This is a genomic window from Ornithinimicrobium flavum (genome assembly GCF_004526345.1).
GTDB classification, from domain to species: Bacteria; Actinomycetota; Actinomycetes; order Actinomycetales; family Dermatophilaceae; genus Ornithinicoccus; species Ornithinicoccus flavus.
Window position 1 is genome coordinate 3673483 of sequence record NZ_CP038213.1, and the last position, 17074, is coordinate 3690556.

Here is a 17074-nt window from a genome sequence, read left to right on the forward strand (position 1 = left end):
TCCGCATGAGCGGCGCAGGGGGTGCGCACCCGGACGGCGGCGCGGACGGGCGTCACGACGAGCAGGTGCTCGACGGGGCGCACCCGCACGGCTACCTGCTGGTCGGCCCGGGCGTCGCACCGCCCCCGGACGTCGCCGGGTGGCCCACCCGCGCCGACCTCGTCCCGGGCGCCACGCTGCACCTGCAACCGCGGACCGTGCTGTCGTGCGAACGGGGCGCCACAGGCACCGTCATCCTGCTCGGCCACCCGGTCGACGTCGGCGCGGGCATCACCGACGGGCACCGGATCGCCTCCCGGCTGGTCGGGACCTGGGACCTGCGGGGCGACGACGCCCTGGTCCGGGAGGCGGCCGGGCTGGGCGGCCGGTGGACCCTGCTCGCGGTCTCCGCCCGGGGTCCGGAGGGCCCCGTGCACGGCTCCGACCTGCTCGTCGTCCCGGACACCCATGCCACGCAGCCGGTCTTCCACGCCGTCGCCGCCGGTCGTCTCGGCCTGGGGAGCACCCCGGCGCTGGTCGCCGCGGCCCTCGGCCTGCCCGTCGACGAGCGGGCGCTGGCGCTGCTGGCCGAGCTGCGGGAGCTGCGCCGGGGAGCGGTGACCTACCTGCCCGGCCGGCTGACCCCCTACGCCGGCCTCGACCCGCTCCTGCCCAACCTGCTGCTGCGGGTGGATCTCGGCGACCGCCCGGGGCTGCGGCGGGAACGGTTCTGGCCGTGGCACGAGCGCGTCGGCACCGACGACGTGGCCGCGGTCCACGCCGCGTTCCGGGAGCGGCTGACCGCCCACACCGAGCTGCTCGCCGGGCTCGGACGACCGGCGGTGAGCCTCACCGCGGGCACCGACAGCCGGGTCACCGCCGCCGTCGCCCGGCACACCCTCCGGGCCCGGGACGGGTTCGCCTTCACCTACGTCAACCCCCGTGACGCCCGCAACGGCCGCGCGGCCCTGGCCGACGTGACCGCCGCGAGCGCCGTGGCGGCCCGTCTGGGCCTGCCCCACCGGGTCCTGCGGTGGCGCGCCCCGGCCGAGGGCGGCACGTTCGACCGGCTGCACCGACGGACCTACGCCCCGCTCGTGCCGTCCCGGGGGGCCGCGCACGCGATGTGGGCGGACCTGCCCCGCGACCTGGTGCAGCTGCAGTCCAACTGCGCCGAGACGGGGACGACGTTCTACCGTCGGCGGACCGCCGAGCCCCTGTCGTCGCTTCGCCTCACCCGGATCATGATGAACGCGACCGAGGGCTACGAGGACCTCGCCGACGACCTGTTCGGCGGCTACCTGGACTTCGCGTCGCTGACGCCGGACCGGCTGCTGGGCCACGACCACCACGACCTCCTCTACTGGGAGCAGCGGATCGGCCGGTGGGGGTGGCAGAAGTTCACCGACGGCGACCTGGGGCACCGGATCCTGCTGCCCTTCAACGACCGGGTCCTGCTGGAGACCATGCTCTCCCTGCCCTATCCCCTGCGGGAGGGCAAGGTCCTCCTCGAGCGGATCCTCACCGAGGTGCCGGCGGCGCGCGTGCCGGCCCGGAGCGCACCGCTGGGCGAGTCGGTCGCCCGGTCGGTCACCGGTCGGCTCCCCGGGCGCCTGGGCCGGGCGGCGGGCAGGCGGATCGAGAGAGCCGTCACCGGTCGGGCCCGACGCTCCGACCACGAGCGGCTCGCCTGGGCCCGCGGCTACGCCCTCCTCCCCCCGCCGGAGCTGCCGGTCCCGGCGGGGTGGGCCCAGGTGGCGCTGCCCGGGCAGCTGCTCACCCTCGTCACCCACCCGCGACTGCCGCACGCCGTCCGAGAGGCGGGCCGGTCGTGGGTCCTGGTGCTCGGCGAGCCGGCCTGGGTGGAGGAGGGCCTCGTCGGGGCGGGCCCGGTCGCCGAGCGGCTCGGGACGATGCTGGCCACCGTCTCCCTGCACGACGTCCAGGCGGCAGCCGCGACGCTGGCCGGCAGCTGGGTCGTGGCGCTCAGCACCCCGGGCCGCTCCGCCGTCATCACCGACCCCCTCGTCAGCCTGGGAGGGCACCTCACGCCCGACGGTCGGGGCGTCGTCTCGCACGCGACCCTGGCCGGCACCGATCCGACCGCGGACCCCGGGGCAGGGTCGGTCAGCAGCGACGAGCTGCTCGCGGCGAGCGGGCCGCTGGGGCTCGGCCTCCTGTCGCGGGTCCCGCTGGGCGCGGCGGTCGACCTGCCCGAGCGGGCCGGCGAAGCGGCCTCCTCGGGGCTTACCCGGGGCGAGCGCCTGCGCCGGCACGTCGCGCTGCTGCACCGGCGTGGACCCGCCTGGCTCGGGCTGGCCGACGACCCCGGCAGCACGCGGCTCCTGGAGCTGCTGGGCCAGGCCCGTGGCGAGGGTGCTCCGCCGGTCACCGCGCTGACGTGGTGGGACCGGCTCGCCCCGGACCGGGTCGCGCAGACCGTCTTCACGGCGGGCGGGCTCGCCACGCGGCAAGGCGTCCCGCACCACGTCGTGGGCCTGCGCGAGGACGTCGACGGCACCGACTCCCCCGCCGGCCGCGCCGCCCGGGCCGCTGCCCTGGACGCCCTGGCCACCACCTGGGGTCCCGCCGTGAGCCGCACCACCCCCGAGGGCGCCGAGCTGCTGCCGCTCGGCGACGCGATCGACCAGGTCGTGCCGAGGGCCGGCGTGCTGTGGCTGGGCGCCACCCCCCGGAGCCCCCGTGCCCTCGGCACCCCCGGCGGCGCGCACGACACCGACCGGCCGGCCGTCCGGGACCTGGTGCAGGGCGTGCGTCCGCTCGCCCTCCCCCTCAGCGACCGACTCCTCGACCTCCTCCCCGAGGGGTAGCGAGCCCGGACGGTCGCGCTAGCCCGGCCGCCCCCCGGGCGCTGAGAGTCGCAGCACGACCGGCCCGGCCGCCAGGGGCCACCCGTCGAGCTCGGCCCTCCCCGCGGGTGTCGTCCCGCCGTCCGGAGTGCCGACGTCGACACCCTCGCCGGAGACCGCGCGCACCCACCCGTCGCGCACGAGCAGCAGCAGCACCACGTCGGGGCAGGCCCCCACGGCGCCGACGAGGGCGTCGTCGACGTCGCCGTCCGCGGGGACCGCGAGCGCTGCGGCGAGGCGGGCCCTCGTGCCCGCCGAGAGGGCCCGCCGGTGCAGCAGGACCAGCTGGTCGGCCCGGCCCGCGTCCGCGGCCGACCGCAGCGCGGTGGTGTGGACCGCCGGGGGGTCGCCGACGACCGGCGTCACCACGACGGCGGCGGGCAGTCGCGGGTCGCCCGTCGGCAGCACCTCGACCTCCGCCTCTCCGGACCACGGCGTCACCGGCCCCGGCCCTGCCGAGGACGACCCGGAGGGCGACCGTCCGTCCTGTCCTGGCCCGGCCCCCGGCGCGGGCCCGAGGCGACGCAGGAAGGAGGCGTGCGAGTAGCGTTCGGCGACCAGGCGCTGCATCTGGGCCACGCGGGCGGCATACCGCTGCGGGTCGGCGAGGTAGGAGCCGATGACGGCGCGGGACCCGGTCGGCTCGGCGTAGTCCAGCAGGTCCCCGAAGACCCGCTCGTGCTTGGGGTGCGCGACGACGACGACACCGGAGGCGGCGGCCTCGAGCAGCACCCGGCCGAAGGCCTCGTGCCGGTCCGGGTGGTCCTGGTAGAGGAAGAAGTCGAGGTCCCGCAGCAGGTCCTTCGGGTCCATCGAGCCGGCCCGCAGCATCGTCCAGCCGGCCGGGACCGGCGTGTCCTCCGCCAGCCCCGCCTCGAGCTGCAGCCGCTTCCAGGTGGCGCGCGAGCCCATCAGCCGGACGTCGAAGCCGGGCCCCAGGTCGTAGGCGGCGACCATGTCGGCGTGGGTGGCGGGGTGCTTGAGCGGGTGGTCGCGGGAGTAGCGGCCCACCACGACCGGCGAGCCCCCCGCGTCCGGCACCCGCGCCGGGTCGCGCACCGCCCACCCGTCCAGGTCGATGAGCCCCGGGTTGTCCCAGTCGGTCAGCGCCAGGGAGGGGTCCTGGGCGAGCAGCACCTCCCGGATGACCGGGCCCTGCGGCACCCACACGGGGTCGGTCCCGAAGGTCTCCCGAGCCCGGGCGGTGACGTCGGCGACGACGTAGCGCTGGTCGGTGCCGTCCGGCTCGAGCGGGGCCTGGTTGGCCACGACGAGCAGCCGCCGGGGTCGCAGGGTGCGGCCACCCGGGACGGTCGGGGGGTGCTGCAGCACGAGCGGGTAGCGCACCATGAGGACGTCGACGTCCACGTCGTCGTCCAGGTGCACCCACTCGACCTCGCGACGGCGCAGCAGCTCGGTCACCGGGGCGCAGAGCGGCAGGTCCTTCGTCGTCGCGAAGCGCAGGGCCTCGAGGTGCAGGATGCCGACCGTCCTCCCGGCCTCCCGGGCGGCGCGCAGCTCCTCGAGCATCGAGCGCTGCGGGCCGCCGTAGCGGCGCCAGTCGCCACCCAGCACCAGGTCCAGGTGCCGCGGCGGCGGCAGGGCCGGGTCGCGGGGTGCCCCCGCCGTCCACCGGCGGGGCTCGGGGACGGGCCGGTCCGCGACCGGGTCCAGGTATGCCGCCGCCCCGGCCCGGATCTCCTCGTGCCAGGGCGCGTAGAGGCTCTTGTAGGCGTGCCGGGCGCCGTGCCGCCACATCCGGCTGAACTCGGCGGACGACAGGGTGTCCTCCCCCGAGCGCAGCAGGAGCAGGCACTCGGGGACGGTGAGCACGCTGCGCTCGCCGAAGGCGGCCTCGATCCGGCGGGCGTACTCGGTGTCGGCGGACTTGCGGGCCGGGTCGAAGAAGCCGACCCGGGACAGCACCGGGTCGAGCCGGACCAGGAGCGTGGGGGCGGCCACCGCCCGGTGGCGGTAGCCGAGCCGGACCAGGCCGAGCTCCTCGGACACGCGGGCCCCCAGGGCGCGCGTGGCCATCCGGGCGGGGTCGTCCTCAAGCGCCCGGACCAGGATGGCGACGGCCTGCGGGTGCAGCCAGTCGTCGGAGTCGAGGGTGGTGAGGTAGTCGCCGCGGGCCTGGCTCAGGGCGGTGTTGCGCGCGCGGTAGGTGCCGCCGTTGACGCCCTTGCGGATCACGCGGACCCGCGGGTCGAGGGCCTCGGCCGCGTCCAGCCACGGCCCGGCGGCCTCCTCCTGCGAGGCGTCGTCGACGACGAGGATCTCCAGGTGCCGCCAGGTCTGGGCGAGCAGGGAGCCGACGGCGGTCAGCAGGGCCGGGCCGGGCCGGTAGGCGCTGACGACCACCGTGACGAGCGCGTCCCCGGGCCGGTCGGCCCGGGGCAGGGGCTCGGTCGTCAGCCGGTCCAAGGGGGTCACCCCCTCCTCGGCGAGACGCAGCGGGGCCAGGGCCGGCGAGACCAGCGCGTGGGTGAGCCGCGCCAGCCACCCCTGCGTCGGACGGTCGTCCTCCGCGCCGCCGGCCAGGAAGGGGTTGGCCAGGTCGGCCCGCACGGCGTCCGCGACGTCCGGGGGGACCGACGGGTGCTCCAGCAGGGCCGCGGACCCCTCCACGTCCCGGTCCCGGCACCGCAGGTGGAGCAGGATCTGCACGGCCTGGGGGTGCAGGCGGTCGTCCGCGCCGCTGGCGAGGAGGGCCTCCAGGACCGCGCGCCCCCGGGCGACGTCGGTGGCGTCAGGGGTCTGCAGGCACAGGACGCGGGCGTACTGCCCCAGGTGGTAGGCATCGGCGCCCTCGGGGAGCGTCGTGGGCCGGCCCGGCCCGCCCGCCCAGTCGTCGACGTCCGCCGCGGTGCGCCCCGGCCACGCGGCCTCCACGAGCACCTCCCGGGCGTGCAGGGACCGGGTCCGCAGCGCCGTCGCCGCGAGGGCGTCCGGGGCGTCGAGCAGGATCTGGTTGCGTGCGGTGTCGCGGGAGACACCGGCCCGGGTCGCGACCGGGTGGCCCGAGGGGTCAGCCGTCGCCATCACGGCGGCGCAGCGAGGCCTCGAGGGTGTCCTGCAACCGGTCGAGGCGGCCGGTGTACTGCGCCTGCAGCGCCCGGACCGTCCCGACGACGTCCTCCTGGCTCGGGGCCGCGCGCCCGCCCGTGGTGTCGATCGAGGCGACCTGGCTGCGCACGTAGGACCGCAGCTCGCGGACCCGGCGGTCGGCGTCGAGCGCGACGAGGAAGGTGGCGGACACCACCGCCATGACGGCGAGCACCACGAGCCACCACCACTGCAGCACCGCCCCCACGACGGCCACCAGGGTCGCCCCGCCGGTCAGCGCGAGACCGAGGACGTGCAGGAGCCGGGTGCGCATGGGCTGCACGCTACCCGGTGGGCCGGCCCCGGCCGGCGAGCACGGACCGGTAGAGCTCGGCATACCTCCGGGCGTTGCCGGCCCAGGTGCGCTCGCGCAGCACCCAGTCCCGGGCGCGGGCGGCCACGGCGGCGCGCTCCTGCGGATCCTCGGCCAGCCGCCGGAGCAGGGCGGCCAGGGCCGCGGCGTCCCCCGCCGGGTAGGACCATCCGCGCTCGCCGTCGCCGATCACCTCCAGCAGCGCCGGCTGGGCCGACACGACGACCGGCACGCCGAGCGCCATGGCCTCGTAGGGCTTGAGGGGGGTGACGAGCCGGGCGGCGCGCTCGTGGCTGCGGGGCACGACGAGGACGTCGAGCAGGCCGTAGGCGGCAGCCACCTCGGCGTGCGGCACCGTGCCGGGAAGGACCACGCAGTCCTCGGCCCGCCACCGGGTGACGAGCTCCTCGACCTGCGCCCGCCGGCGGCCGTCCCCGACCACCAGGGCCCGCACGGGCAGACCCTCGTTGCGCAGCAGGACGGCCGCCCGCACGAGGTCCTCCACCTGCTCCCGCGCGTGGTCCAGGTTGGTCACGTAGCCGAAGGTGAAGACTCCTCGGGTGCCCCAGCGCCCGGCGAGGGCCTCGTCGCGCGGGGCCGGCGTCAGGGCCTCGGCGTCGACGGCGTTGGGGACGACCAGCAGCCGGTCCGGGTCCACGCCCCCCCGGGCCAGCAGGTCGGCGCGCATCGTCCCGGCCAGCGTCACCCCGGCGTCGGCGAGGCCGAGCAGCTCGGCCTCCTTGGCCATCCGGCGGGCGAAGGTCTCGCCCCGCTCGGCCCGTCCCTCCTGCTGGGTCCACAGCGACTCGAAGAGCCCGCGCAGCTCGTAGACCCACGGCAGCCCGGTCGTGCGGGCCACGGCCGCCCCGACCACCCCCAGGTCGTAGCCCGCCCCCCCGAGTGGACGTGCAGCAGCGAGGGACGCTCCCGCCGGACGATCTCCAGCACGGCCTCCGCCTGCTGCTGCAGGTATGCCGTGCGCCCGCCGCCGCGGACCGGTGGCGGCACCAGGTAGCGGACCCCGTCCAGGACGACCTCCGCCACGGGGCCGGTCGCGTCGAGGCCGGTCGCGTCGGCGGCGGTGAGGACCCCGTCGGCGGCGGAGGTGACGGGCGGGGGCGGACCCTCGGCGGGCGCGGCCACCCCCACCACGTCGACGCCTTCGGCCACCAGCGCCCGCAGCGTGTGGTGGCCCCGGACGCTGTAACCCGCCTGCCGCTGCGGCAGCACCACCTTGAGCAGGTGCAGGACCGGGCCGTCCGGGTCCAGGTCCATCGGTGTCGGCGGCAGGGGCGGCAGCCAGCCCGGCTCGGTCTCCCGGAGCTTGTCCTCCACCGCGGCGAGGACGTCGCGCGCCTGCTCGACCGGAGCCCCGCCCGCGACGGGGTGCTCGACCTGGCGCAGCACCACCTGCCGCTCCAGGGTGAGGGCACCGGTGACCCGGGCCAGGAAGCTGAGCTCGCGCAGCAGCGCCGGCGTGGGGTCGTCCGCCTCCGCCAGGGTGGACGCCAGCGCCAGGGCCGCGTCGTCCCCCTCCTGCGCCGCGGCCCGGAGCAGGCTCGCCGTCCTGGGGTCCAGCACCGTGGCGAGCAGGTCGACCGACCCTGGCTCCTCGAGCGCGTGCTGGTCGACCACGGCGTCGATCCGGGCCGGGTCCAGGAGGTGGCGCCAGGGGGTGCGCCGGTCGGTGGGCCGTCGCAGGTGCACCACGCGCGGACGGCGGGGGCCGGGGGCCAGGACGGCCGGTCCCAGGCCGTCGAGGACCAGCACGTCGACCCCCCGCAGGTCCGGGCCCGCCAGGTCACCTGGGTCCTCCCCGTCCCCCCCGTCCCAGACGCTCAGCGCGACCCGGGGGTGCCGCAGCGCCTCCTCCACCCCCGGGCGCACCGCCGACCCGGGTGCGGGGGCGAGCAGGACGGTATGCCGTGCGCCCAGGGGACGCTCCGGTCCGGGACCGGGACCGGGACCGGGACCGGGACCGGGGTCGGGGGGCGGGGGGCCGGCCGCCCGCGCGGCGGCCGTGTCCTGGGCGATCTCCTCCGCGCCCTGGTCCCAGGTGCGGACCGGGACCGCGCGACCGGCCGGGCCGTCGGGCCGCCGCCACCGGGCCAGTGCCTGGGCGGCGGTGTCGTCCAGCGCCACCAGCTCGACCTCCGGCACCTCCGGCCCCCCGGCCGCGGCGAGCTGGTCGGCCAGCCACGGGTCGCTCTGCAGCTGCTCGGCCAGCGGGGCCGCCGCGCCCCGCACGGCCCGCGCGACCCAGGAGCCGAGGAGACCGCCGACCCCCTCGGCGGCCCTGGGGTCCACGACCTGGTGCCAGGCGAGCGCCCCGTGCCGGGGCGGCCGCTGCGCCGCCACCCGAACGTCCACGCCGGCCGCCCCCGCGGCCTCCAGCAGGGCGAGCTGGTCGGCGCGCTCCACCCGGGCGCCAACCACGACGAACCTGCGCGACTGCATACCGTGGATCCTCCCAGACCGGCACGTAGAGTGGACGCGATGTCCGCCTCGACCGAGTCCCCGACCAGCGCCACCGACCTCGTCGTCTCCTACTGCTTCCCGCCCTTCGTCGACACGGCCGCGATCGTGGCGGCCAAGCGGGTCCGCGAGACGGGCCGCCCGGTCGACGTCATCCAGAACGAGATGACCCCGGAGCGCACGACCGACCCCGGCCTCGCGCGCATCGCCGACCACCTGGTGGTGCGCCGCCGGATGGTCGACACGCCGACGTACTTCTCGTCCTGGAGGTCCGTCGTGGCGTGGACCGAGATCGGCCTGCAGCAGGCCCTGGCCTGGGACCGGGAGGGGGCGGGGTACGAACGCCTCTACTCCCGGGCCCACTTCGCCGCGAGCCACATCCTGGCCGGCCGCTTCGCGCTGCTCCGCCCCGGGGTGCGCTGGACGGCCGAGTTCTCCGACCCGCTGTCGCACGACGTCAAGGGCGAGGTGCGGCACGCGCCCACCGCCCCGGACGCCCTGCTCACGACCCTCGCCGACGGCCTGCGGCGGGCCGGGTTCACGCCCCCGACCAGCAACAACGTCTTCGAGTGGGCGGAGGTCGTGCCCTTCGCCCTGGCCGACGAGCTGCTCTTCACCAATGTCCACCAGCGGGACCTCATGGTGGAGGCGGTGGAGGACCCGGCCCTGCGCGAGCGCATCCTGCAGGTGGCGACCGTGACCCCCCACCCGACGCTGGGGCCGGAGTTCTACGAGCTCGCCGACCCCGACCTCGCCCTGGACCCCGCCCGCCGGCACATCGGGTACTTCGGCAACTTCTACGCCACCCGCGGGATGGGCACCGTCCTGGACGCGCTCGAGGTGCTGCCGCAGCACCAGCGCGACCGGGTCTGCCTGCACGTCTTCGCCGGCAAGCCGGGCGAGCTGCTCGCCGAGGTGGAGCGCCGCGGGCTCGGGGACGTCGTCAAGGCCGGGCCGTTCGTCGGCTTCCTCGACTTCCTCGCCCTGTGCCGACGGATGGACGTGCTGCTGGTCAACGACGCGGTGACCTCCGGGCTGCTGTCGACCAACCCTTTCCTGCCCTCGAAGTGGAGCGACTACAAGGGGTCGGGGACGCCGGTCTGGGGCATCGTGGAGAGCGGCTCGGTGCTCGACGAGCAGGCGCTCGCCTACCGCTCCCCCGTCGGGTTCACCTCGGCCGCCGTGCAGGTGCTGGCCCAGATCGCCGACGGCTGAGCCGCCTCAGACCTCCCCGAGGACCAGCCGACGGAAGGCCTCGCGGGCGTCCCCGCTGCTGAAGCGTTCGGCGACCACGTCCCGCGCCTCCCGGGACGCCCGGACCCAGTCCTCCTCGGAGGAGGCGGTGGACCGGATCCGCTCCACGGCCTCCTCCACGGTGTCCACCACCCAGGACCCGGGGAAGAGGGTGCGCGCCGCCTCCAGCGGGGCGTAGATCGGCCAGTTGCGCACGACGGGGACGACCCCGGAGGCGGCGGCCTCGACCAGCCCCAGCCCGAAGCTCTCCCGGCGGCTGGTGCTGAGCACGAACCCGGAGGCCGCGAGGTGGGGGGCGACGTCCCGGGTGTACCCCACGAAGTCGACCGCGCCGCGCACGTCGTCCTGGGTGAGCCGGGCCCGGAACGCCCGGGCGTAGTCGTGCTGGGAACGCACGGCGTCGTCCGGGAAGTCGGTGCCGAGCAGGGACAGCCGCCACGACGGGTCCTCGCGCGCAGCGCCCCTAGGACGTCCAGCGCCCAGCGGGCGTCCTTGACCTGCTGGCCCCAGCCGACCATGAGCAGCCGGCGCAGCCGGCCTCGGCCCGGTGCGAGGAAGGGAGCCGGCTCAGGTCGACGACGTTCGGGACGACGTGGACCCGGGTCGCGGGACAGGGCCGGGCCGAGGGCAACGAGGGCAACGAGGCCACGAGGCGGCGCATCGGCTCGCTGACGACGACGAGGTCGTCGACCCGGCTCCAGTCGAGAAGGTGGATCCACGGCGAGAGGGCGTCCATGCTGTGGATCCGCAGGACGAGGCGCACCCCCTCCGGGACCGCCATGACGGTGGCCAGACCACCGCGGTCGGCCCAGTCGACGAAGACGGCGTCAGCGGCCTCCATCTCCTCCAGGATCTCGTAGTCCGGCACGGCCGGGTCCCCCAGCGCCTGCTGCAGCCGCGCCCCGACGAGGGGACGGTAGGGGCCCAGCCCCCGCAGGGAGGACCGGGCGGCGAGGTCCACGACCCGGACGTCGGCCTGCTCGGCCAGGGCGTCGATCACCGGCGCGGAGAACTGCGGGTAGCTCCCGGCACGACGACGACCCGCCGGGCTCCGGCGTCCGGGGTGCGCCCGGAGCGGGCCGGCAGGACCGGGCGGCGCGGTGCGGTCGAGCCCAGCAGCGCGCCCACCTCGGACGCCCGCCAGTGCTCCAGGAAGCCCTCCGGGTCGGTGACCAGCGGGGAGGACAGCTTGTCGGCGTGCAGCTCGCGGTGGAAGAGCAGGGCGAGCGCGAGGTGGGCGAGGTCGGCCGCCTGCTCCACCTGACCCTCGCGCAGGGCGACGTCGGCGGCCTCGGTCAGCTCGCGCGCCACCTCCGGCAGCTCCGGGTGCGGCTCGCCCGTGGCGGAGGTCGCCGTGAGCGCCCTCAGCCCGCGCAGCCGCGCCCGCACGAGCGGGTCGAGGTCGGGGGTCGCCGGGTCCAGGTGGTGGGACAGCTCGTGGGCGAGGTCGTAGCGCCCGGCCAGGTGCATCGCCTCGATCGCGGGGACCAGGGACTCCTGACGCCTCGGGGGGACCGGGCGCACGTAGCGCTCCAGGTGCCGGACGAGGCTCCGCACGTACGCGGGGGTGAGCCCGGTCGGGCCCTCGGCGGTCCGCACGGCCAGCTTGCGCCATACCCCGCCGACCGCGGACCAGTCCGCCAGCTCCGCGGCCGGCACGAGCGGCCGGGCGGGCGTCGTCAGGGCCTCGGCCGCCGCGGTGGCGGCCGCCCCGGCCAACACGACCAGGTCCGCCGCCTCGAGCGCCCGGACGGCCCGGGGGTCCCGGTGCAGGTCCGCCAGCAGCGGCCCGGTGCGGCCGGCCCGCAGCCGGGCCGGCACGGTCAGCACGCTGCGGGCCCGCGCCCGCACGCCGCGCGGGGAGGGGTCGATCCGGACCCGGGCGCCGAACTTCTCGAAACGGCTGCCCGGCTCCCCGGAACGCCACATGAGCACGACCTGGTGCCCGGCCAGGGACAGTCCCCGCAGCGGCCGGACCACCTCGTCCAGCTCCTCCGCCGACGCGGCGACGGCGATCACCCGCTGCCGCCGGGACGGGGAGACGACGGGGGCCGAGGGAGCAGGTGCGGTGCTGGCGACGGTCACACCCCGACGATACGTGGCGGTCAGCCGGCGATGAACTCCTCGACCGCGGCGCGGCCCAGCTCGTCGGGCATCTGCACCGGCGGGGACTTCATCAGGTAGGCCGAGGCGCTCTCCACCGGGCCTCCGAGACCGCGGTCCAGGGCGATCTTGGCGGCGCGGATGGCGTCGATGATGATGCCCGCGGAGTTCGGGGAGTCCCAGACCTCCAGCTTGTACTCGAGGTTGAGCGGGACGTCGCCGAAGGAACGGCCCTCCAGGCGCACGTAGGCCCACTTGCGGTCGTCCAGCCACTGGACGTAGTCGGAGGGGCCGATGTGCACGTCGCGGGCGGCGAGGTCCTGGGACACGTTGGAGGTCACCGCCTGGGTCTTGGAGACCTTCTTGGACTCCAGGCGCTCGCGCTCCAGCATGTTCTTGAAGTCCATGTTGCCGCCCACGTTGAGCTGGTAGGTCCGGTCCAGCGCGACCCCGCGGTCCTCGAACAGCTTGGCCAGGACGCGGTGGGTGATGGTGGCGCCGACCTGGCTCTTGATGTCGTCCCCGATGATCGGCACGCCCGCCGCCGCGAACCTCGCGGCCCACTCGGGGTCGGAGGCGATGAAGACCGGCAGCGCGTTGACGAAGGCGACCCCGGCGTCGATGGCGCACTGGGCGTAGAACTTGTCCGCCTCCTCGCTGCCCACCGGCAGGTAGGACACCAGCACGTCGACCCGGGCGTCCTTGAGGGCCTGGACGACGTCGACCGGCTCGGCGTCGGACTCCTCGATCGTCAGGCTGTAGTACTTGCCCAGCCCGTCCAGGGTCGGCCCGCGCTGCACCGTGACCCCGGTCCGGGGCACGTCGGCGATGCGGATCGTGTTGTTCTCCCCGGCGTCGATCGCCTCGGCCAGGTCGGTCCCGACCTTCTTGGCGTCGACGTCGAAGGCGGCGACGAACTCGACGTCCCGCACGTGGTAGCGGCCGAACTGCACGTGCATGAGCCCCGGCACGGTGGTCGAGGGGTCGGCGTCCCGGTAGTACTCCACGCCCTGCACGAGCGAGCTGGCACAGTTCCCGACACCCACGAGGGCGACCCGGATCGAACTCATACGACTTCTTCCTCCAGACAGAGCTGCGGGCGGTCATCCAGACCGCCCCATCACCGCCCTCAACGCCCCATACCCCGGCCGCATTCCGGTCCGCCGCCCCACGGCGGCTCCGAGGGAGCACCCAGGTCGGCGGGCACAATGGTCCGGTGAGCCCGTCCCGCAGCAGCACCGCCACCACCCGCCGCGACCACCGTCGGGCCGGCCGTCGACGCCGCGGCTCCGGCCTGCGGCGCGCCCTCGTCTGGCTGGTGGGGCTCGGCCTGCTGGCGCTCCTTGTCGCCATCGGCGTCTTCGCGTGGGCCTACCAGCGCACCGACATCCCCGAGCCCAACGATTTCGCCGAGGCGCAGAGCTCGATCCTCTACTACGCCGACGGGGAGACCGAGCTGGCCCGCTTCACCGGCGGCTACGACCGCGAGCTGGTGCCGCTGTCGGAGGTGCCCGACCACGTGCAGAAGGCGGTGCTGGCCGCCGAGGACCGCACCTTCTACGAGAACGAGGGCGTCTCGATCACCGGCACGGCCCGCGGCGCCTGGCGCACCCTCACGGGAGACGGCCTGCAGGCGGGATCGACGATCACCCAGCAGTACGTCAAGAACTACTACCTCACCCCGGACCAGACCCTGCAGCGCAAGTTCACCGAGCTCATCATCGCGGTCAAGATCGACAACGAGCTGAGCAAGGACGAGATCCTCCAGAACTACCTCAACACCATCTACTTCGGCCGCGGCGCCTACGGCGTCCAGACCGCCAGCCAGGCCTACTTCGGCAAGGACGTGTCCGAGCTGGACGTCGAGGAGGGGGCCTTCCTCGCCGCCGTGACCAACGCGCCGTCGATGTTCGACCCCGACTACGCGGACGGCAACCAGGAGCGCGCCGAGCAGCGGGTCGCCTACGTCCTGGACGGGATGGTCGAGGAGGGCTGGCTGGAGGCCTCGGAGCGGGAGGGTATGACGTTCCCCGAGGTGGGGACCACCCCGCCGTCGACGGCGGTCCAGGGGGTCGACGGGTACATCGCCCAGCAGGCCCGCGACCAGCTCGTCGAGCTGCTGGCGGTCGACGACCAGACGATCGACGGGGGTGGCCTGCGGGTCGTCACCACGATCGAGGAGCAGCACCAGGACGCCGCCGTCGCGGCGGTGGAGGCCTACCGGCCCGCCGGCGCGGGCACCGACGACATCACGGTCGCGCTGACCTCCGTCCGCCCCGGCGACGGGGCGATCACGGCCATGTACGGCGGCGACGACTACCAGGAGACCCAGCTCAACTCGGTCACCGACGCCCGGGTGCAGGCCGGGTCGCTCTTCAAGCCGATCACGCTGGCCGCGGCGGTGGCGGACGGCGTCGACACGCTCCAGCCCTACGAGGGGCCCAGCCCGATGACCTTCGGGGACGAGGAGGACGTCCAGGTCGCCAACTTCCGCGACATCTCCTTCGGCAGCCTCGACCTGCGCACCGCCCTGGCGGAGTCGGTCAACACGATCTACGTCCAGCTCAACGCGCAGATCGGCCCGGAGAAGACGGTCGAGGCCGCCGTGGACCTCGGGATCCCGGAGGACACCCCCGGCCTGCAGACCGACCTGACCAACGTGCTGGGCACCGCCTCCCCCACCCTGCTGGAGATGACCAACGCCTACGCCACCCTGGCCGCGGAGGGGCAGCGCGCCACGCCCTACCTGATCCAGGAGGTCAGCACGGCCGCCGGGGAGGTCACCTACACCGCCGAGCCGGAGACCGAGCCCGGCGTCGAGCGGGACGTCGCCGTCGACGTCACCGACGCCATGACCTTCACGATGACCGTCGGGTCCGGCCTGGCGGCCGGCGACGTGGGGCGACCCACGGCGGCCAAGTCCGGCACGAGCGAGCGCAACGTCTCGGCCTGGTTCGACGGCTTCGCGCCGCAGCTGGCCGCCGGGGTGGTGATGTACAAGGGCGACGGCACCGAGCCCATGCAGGACCTCGCCGGGGTCGACCAGATCACCGGAGGCACCTTCCCCGCGCAGGTGTGGGGCGAGTTCATGCGCCTGGCGCTGGAGGGTGAGGAGGTCATCCCGTTCCCGGAGCGGGTCGGCAACGGCGGCCCGACGGACACCGAGCCCACGACCTCGGAGCCGGAGGTCGAGCCGACGACGGAGGCCCCGGAGCCGACGACCGAGCAGCCGACCACAGAGGACCCGACGGAGACGACCACGGACGAGCCCACGGAGACCACCGAGGAGCCGACCACCCCGGAGCCGACGACCCCCGAGCCCACCACCCCGGAGCCCACCACCCCGGAGCCGACGACGCCGGAGCCCACCGACCCCGGGGGCGGCGACCCGCCGGGCAACCCCGACCCCCCGGGCAACCCCGAACCCCCGGGGGACGGCACGGCCCCGGCGCCGACCGGCTGACGCGCGGCGCACCGCATACCCTGACCCCATGCCCCCACCCCCACGTCGTCGGGACGTGCCCTGGGTCGTGCCCTCGTGGAGCGACCCGGTCGCACGGGCGGCCACCGGGCTGCTCGGCGGGCCGACGGGCCGGTATGCCGTGGTCGGCGGCCGTGGGCTCGCCGGCGTCGCCGCGGTCGTGGTGCTGCTCGGCACGCTGAACCTCGCGCTCGGCGTCTGGACCAAGGGCCACTGCCTGATGAAGGGCTGGACCGCACCCGACCACTTCTGGCGGGCGTGCTACTCCGACCTGCCGGTCGTGCACGTCAGCTCCACGCTCGCGGAGCGGGTGCTGCCCTGGGCGGCCGACGCCCCGAGCACCCAGCCGCCGCTGTCGGGGCTGGTCATGTGGGTGCTGGCCCTCGTGTCCCCCGAGGTCGGCCCGGGCGTGGCGGCGCAGCAGTGGATCCTCGGGCTGTGGGCGGTGGTGTGCGTCGGGCTCCTCGCGGCGGGCGTCCTCGCCGTCGTGGCGATGCAGCCCCGGCGGCCCTGGCAGGCGGCGCACCTGGCGCTGAGCCCCGCGCTGACGCTGCTGGTCCTGGTCTCGACCGACCTGCTCGGCGTGACCCTGATGCTCCTGGCGCTGTGGGCGTGGCGGCGGGACCGGCCGTGGGGAAGCGGGCTGCTGCTGGGGCTGGCGCTCCTGGTCCGGCCCTTCCCGCTGCTCGTGCTCGTCGCGATCCTGGTGGTGGCATGGCGCGAGCGCCGGGTGCTGCCGGCGGTGCAGACGGCCGTGGGGACGGCGCTCGGGGCGCTGGCGGTGCTCGTGCCCCTGGCCACCGTCGAGCCGCGCGCGCTGACGCCCCTGCAGCAGTGGTGGGGCCAGGGGGCGGGGTTCGGGGCGCTGCAGGTCGTCCCGCAGCTTCTGGGCACCCCGCTGCTGCCCGGTGTGCCGGTGTGGATCGCGGTGACGGGCTGGCTGCTCGCGATCGGCCTGGGGGTGTGGCTGGGCACCCGGCCGGGACGTGCGGTGGGGGTCGTGCCGCTGACCGCGGTGATGCTGCTCGTCGTGGCGCTCACCGCGACCTCGCTGTCCGTGCAGTCCGGGCTGTGGGTGCTGCCCCTGCTGGCCCTGTCCGCTCGGCCGTGGTGGGAGCACCTCGTCTGGGCTCTCGCCGAGGCCGTGCACTTCCTGTCCACCTGGCTCCACCTGGCCTTCAGCAGCGACCCCGGCCGGGGGCTGCCGCCGGAGACCTACGCGCTCGTGATCGTGCTGCGCGCCGCCGCCTGGACCTGGATCCTCTGGCGGATCTGGGAGGAGGACCCGGCCCCCCGCAGGCGGCGGGCGGGGGCGCACCGGGGCGGCGCGATAGCGGATGGGGACCATGGGGCACATGGGGCACAGACAGACAGGCCGGCGGGCGCCGGTGGGGCGCAGGCCACCGACCTTGAGCCTGTTGGTCATCCTCGAGCCGGTTCGAGTCGGCTCGAGGATGACGAACCGGCTCGGGGCTGACCCGGCGCTGGCGT

At 75.8% G+C, this 17074-nt stretch carries 12 protein-coding genes; 4 read left to right on the forward strand and 8 right to left on the reverse strand.

Annotation, left to right across the window (positions count from 1 at the left end):
• The first annotated feature begins 5 nt into the window (after positions 1–5).
• Positions 6–2810 carry a hypothetical protein gene (locus E3Z34_RS17370; RefSeq protein ID WP_134774614.1) on the forward strand — a complete coding sequence of 935 codons (2805 nt, stop codon included), beginning with the start codon at positions 6–8 and terminating at the stop codon, positions 2808–2810.
• An 18-nt stretch (positions 2811–2828) separates the two neighbouring features.
• Here the strand turns inward: E3Z34_RS17370 and E3Z34_RS17375 are convergent, their stop codons facing one another.
• Genes E3Z34_RS17375 through E3Z34_RS19320 form a run of 4 tightly spaced genes read right to left on the reverse strand, consistent with a single transcriptional unit; the run spans position 2829 to position 8727 of the window.
• Positions 2829–5894, reverse strand: a complete 3066-nt coding sequence (locus tag E3Z34_RS17375) for a glycosyltransferase family 2 protein (protein WP_134774615.1) — start codon at positions 5892–5894, stop codon at positions 2829–2831.
• Entirely contained in the window at positions 5881–6231 is a 351-nt protein-coding gene (locus tag E3Z34_RS17380) for a hypothetical protein (RefSeq protein WP_134774616.1), read from the reverse strand. Before E3Z34_RS17380 ends, E3Z34_RS17375 begins: the two co-directional genes overlap by 14 nt.
• Before the next feature lie 10 nt (positions 6232–6241).
• Positions 6242–7018: a glycosyltransferase gene (locus E3Z34_RS17385; RefSeq protein WP_338043818.1), complete on the reverse strand. Its 777-nt coding sequence runs from the start codon at positions 7016–7018 to the stop codon at positions 6242–6244.
• Positions 6973–8727, reverse strand: a complete 1755-nt coding sequence (locus E3Z34_RS19320; protein WP_238695261.1) for a hypothetical protein — start codon at positions 8725–8727, stop codon at positions 6973–6975. Before E3Z34_RS19320 ends, E3Z34_RS17385 begins: the two co-directional genes overlap by 46 nt.
• Positions 8728–8766: 39 nt before the next feature.
• Here E3Z34_RS19320 and E3Z34_RS17395 point away from each other — a divergent pair, with 39 nt between their 5' ends.
• A complete protein-coding gene (locus tag E3Z34_RS17395) occupies positions 8767–9960 on the forward strand; it encodes a glycosyltransferase family protein (RefSeq protein WP_134774618.1) in 1194 nt (397 codons plus the stop codon).
• A gap of 6 nt (positions 9961–9966) precedes the next feature.
• Here E3Z34_RS17395 and E3Z34_RS17400 read toward each other — a convergent pair whose 3' ends face one another.
• The 4 genes from E3Z34_RS17400 to E3Z34_RS17415 all read right to left on the reverse strand — a co-directional run bounded on the left by E3Z34_RS17400 (position 9967) and on the right by E3Z34_RS17415 (position 13172).
• Positions 9967–10395 carry a glycosyltransferase gene (locus tag E3Z34_RS17400; protein ID WP_238695262.1) on the reverse strand — a complete coding sequence of 143 codons (429 nt, stop codon included), beginning with the start codon at positions 10393–10395 and terminating at the stop codon, positions 9967–9969.
• A 67-nt stretch (positions 10396–10462) separates the two neighbouring features.
• Complete coding sequence (locus tag E3Z34_RS17405; protein ID WP_134774620.1) at positions 10463–10999, reverse strand: glycosyltransferase family protein; 537 nt, start codon at positions 10997–10999, stop codon at positions 10463–10465.
• The gene (locus tag E3Z34_RS17410; RefSeq protein ID WP_134774621.1) at positions 10996–12084 is read right to left on the reverse strand and encodes a hypothetical protein; all 1089 of its coding nucleotides are present in this window, start codon (positions 12082–12084) and stop codon (positions 10996–10998) included. The genes E3Z34_RS17405 and E3Z34_RS17410 overlap by 4 nt, the downstream gene beginning before the upstream one ends.
• Before the next feature lie 20 nt (positions 12085–12104).
• Positions 12105–13172, reverse strand: a complete 1068-nt coding sequence (locus E3Z34_RS17415) for an inositol-3-phosphate synthase (RefSeq protein WP_134774622.1) — start codon at positions 13170–13172, stop codon at positions 12105–12107.
• Positions 13173–13318: 146 nt separating this feature from the next.
• On the opposite strand from E3Z34_RS17415, the gene E3Z34_RS17420 reads away from it, so the two are divergent.
• On the forward strand, positions 13319–15565 hold the full coding sequence (locus E3Z34_RS17420) for a transglycosylase domain-containing protein (RefSeq protein WP_134774623.1): 2247 nt from the start codon (positions 13319–13321) through the stop codon (positions 15563–15565).
• Positions 15566–15593: 28 nt separating this feature from the next.
• A complete protein-coding gene (locus tag E3Z34_RS17425; RefSeq protein WP_134774624.1) occupies positions 15594–17060 on the forward strand; it encodes a glycosyltransferase 87 family protein in 1467 nt (488 codons plus the stop codon).
• Positions 17061–17074 lie beyond the last annotated feature (14 nt).

Excerpts from the sequence above, each read along its gene's own strand:
- E3Z34_RS17370 (WP_134774614.1), top strand. The coding sequence starts at position 6 with ATGAGCGGCGCAGGGGGTGCGCACCCGGACGGCGGCGCGGACGGGCGT.
- E3Z34_RS17375 (WP_134774615.1), bottom strand. The coding sequence starts at position 5,894 with ATGGCGACGGCTGACCCCTCGGGCCACCCGGTCGCGACCCGGGCCGGT.
- E3Z34_RS17380 (WP_134774616.1), bottom strand. The coding sequence starts at position 6,231 with ATGCGCACCCGGCTCCTGCACGTCCTCGGTCTCGCGCTGACCGGCGGG.
- E3Z34_RS17385 (WP_338043818.1), bottom strand. The coding sequence starts at position 7,018 with ATGGCCAAGGAGGCCGAGCTGCTCGGCCTCGCCGACGCCGGGGTGACG.
- E3Z34_RS19320 (WP_238695261.1), bottom strand. The coding sequence starts at position 8,727 with ATGCAGTCGCGCAGGTTCGTCGTGGTTGGCGCCCGGGTGGAGCGCGCC.
- E3Z34_RS17395 (WP_134774618.1), top strand. The coding sequence starts at position 8,767 with ATGTCCGCCTCGACCGAGTCCCCGACCAGCGCCACCGACCTCGTCGTC.
- E3Z34_RS17415 (WP_134774622.1), bottom strand. The coding sequence starts at position 13,172 with ATGAGTTCGATCCGGGTCGCCCTCGTGGGTGTCGGGAACTGTGCCAGC.
- E3Z34_RS17425 (WP_134774624.1), top strand. The coding sequence starts at position 15,594 with ATGCCCCCACCCCCACGTCGTCGGGACGTGCCCTGGGTCGTGCCCTCG.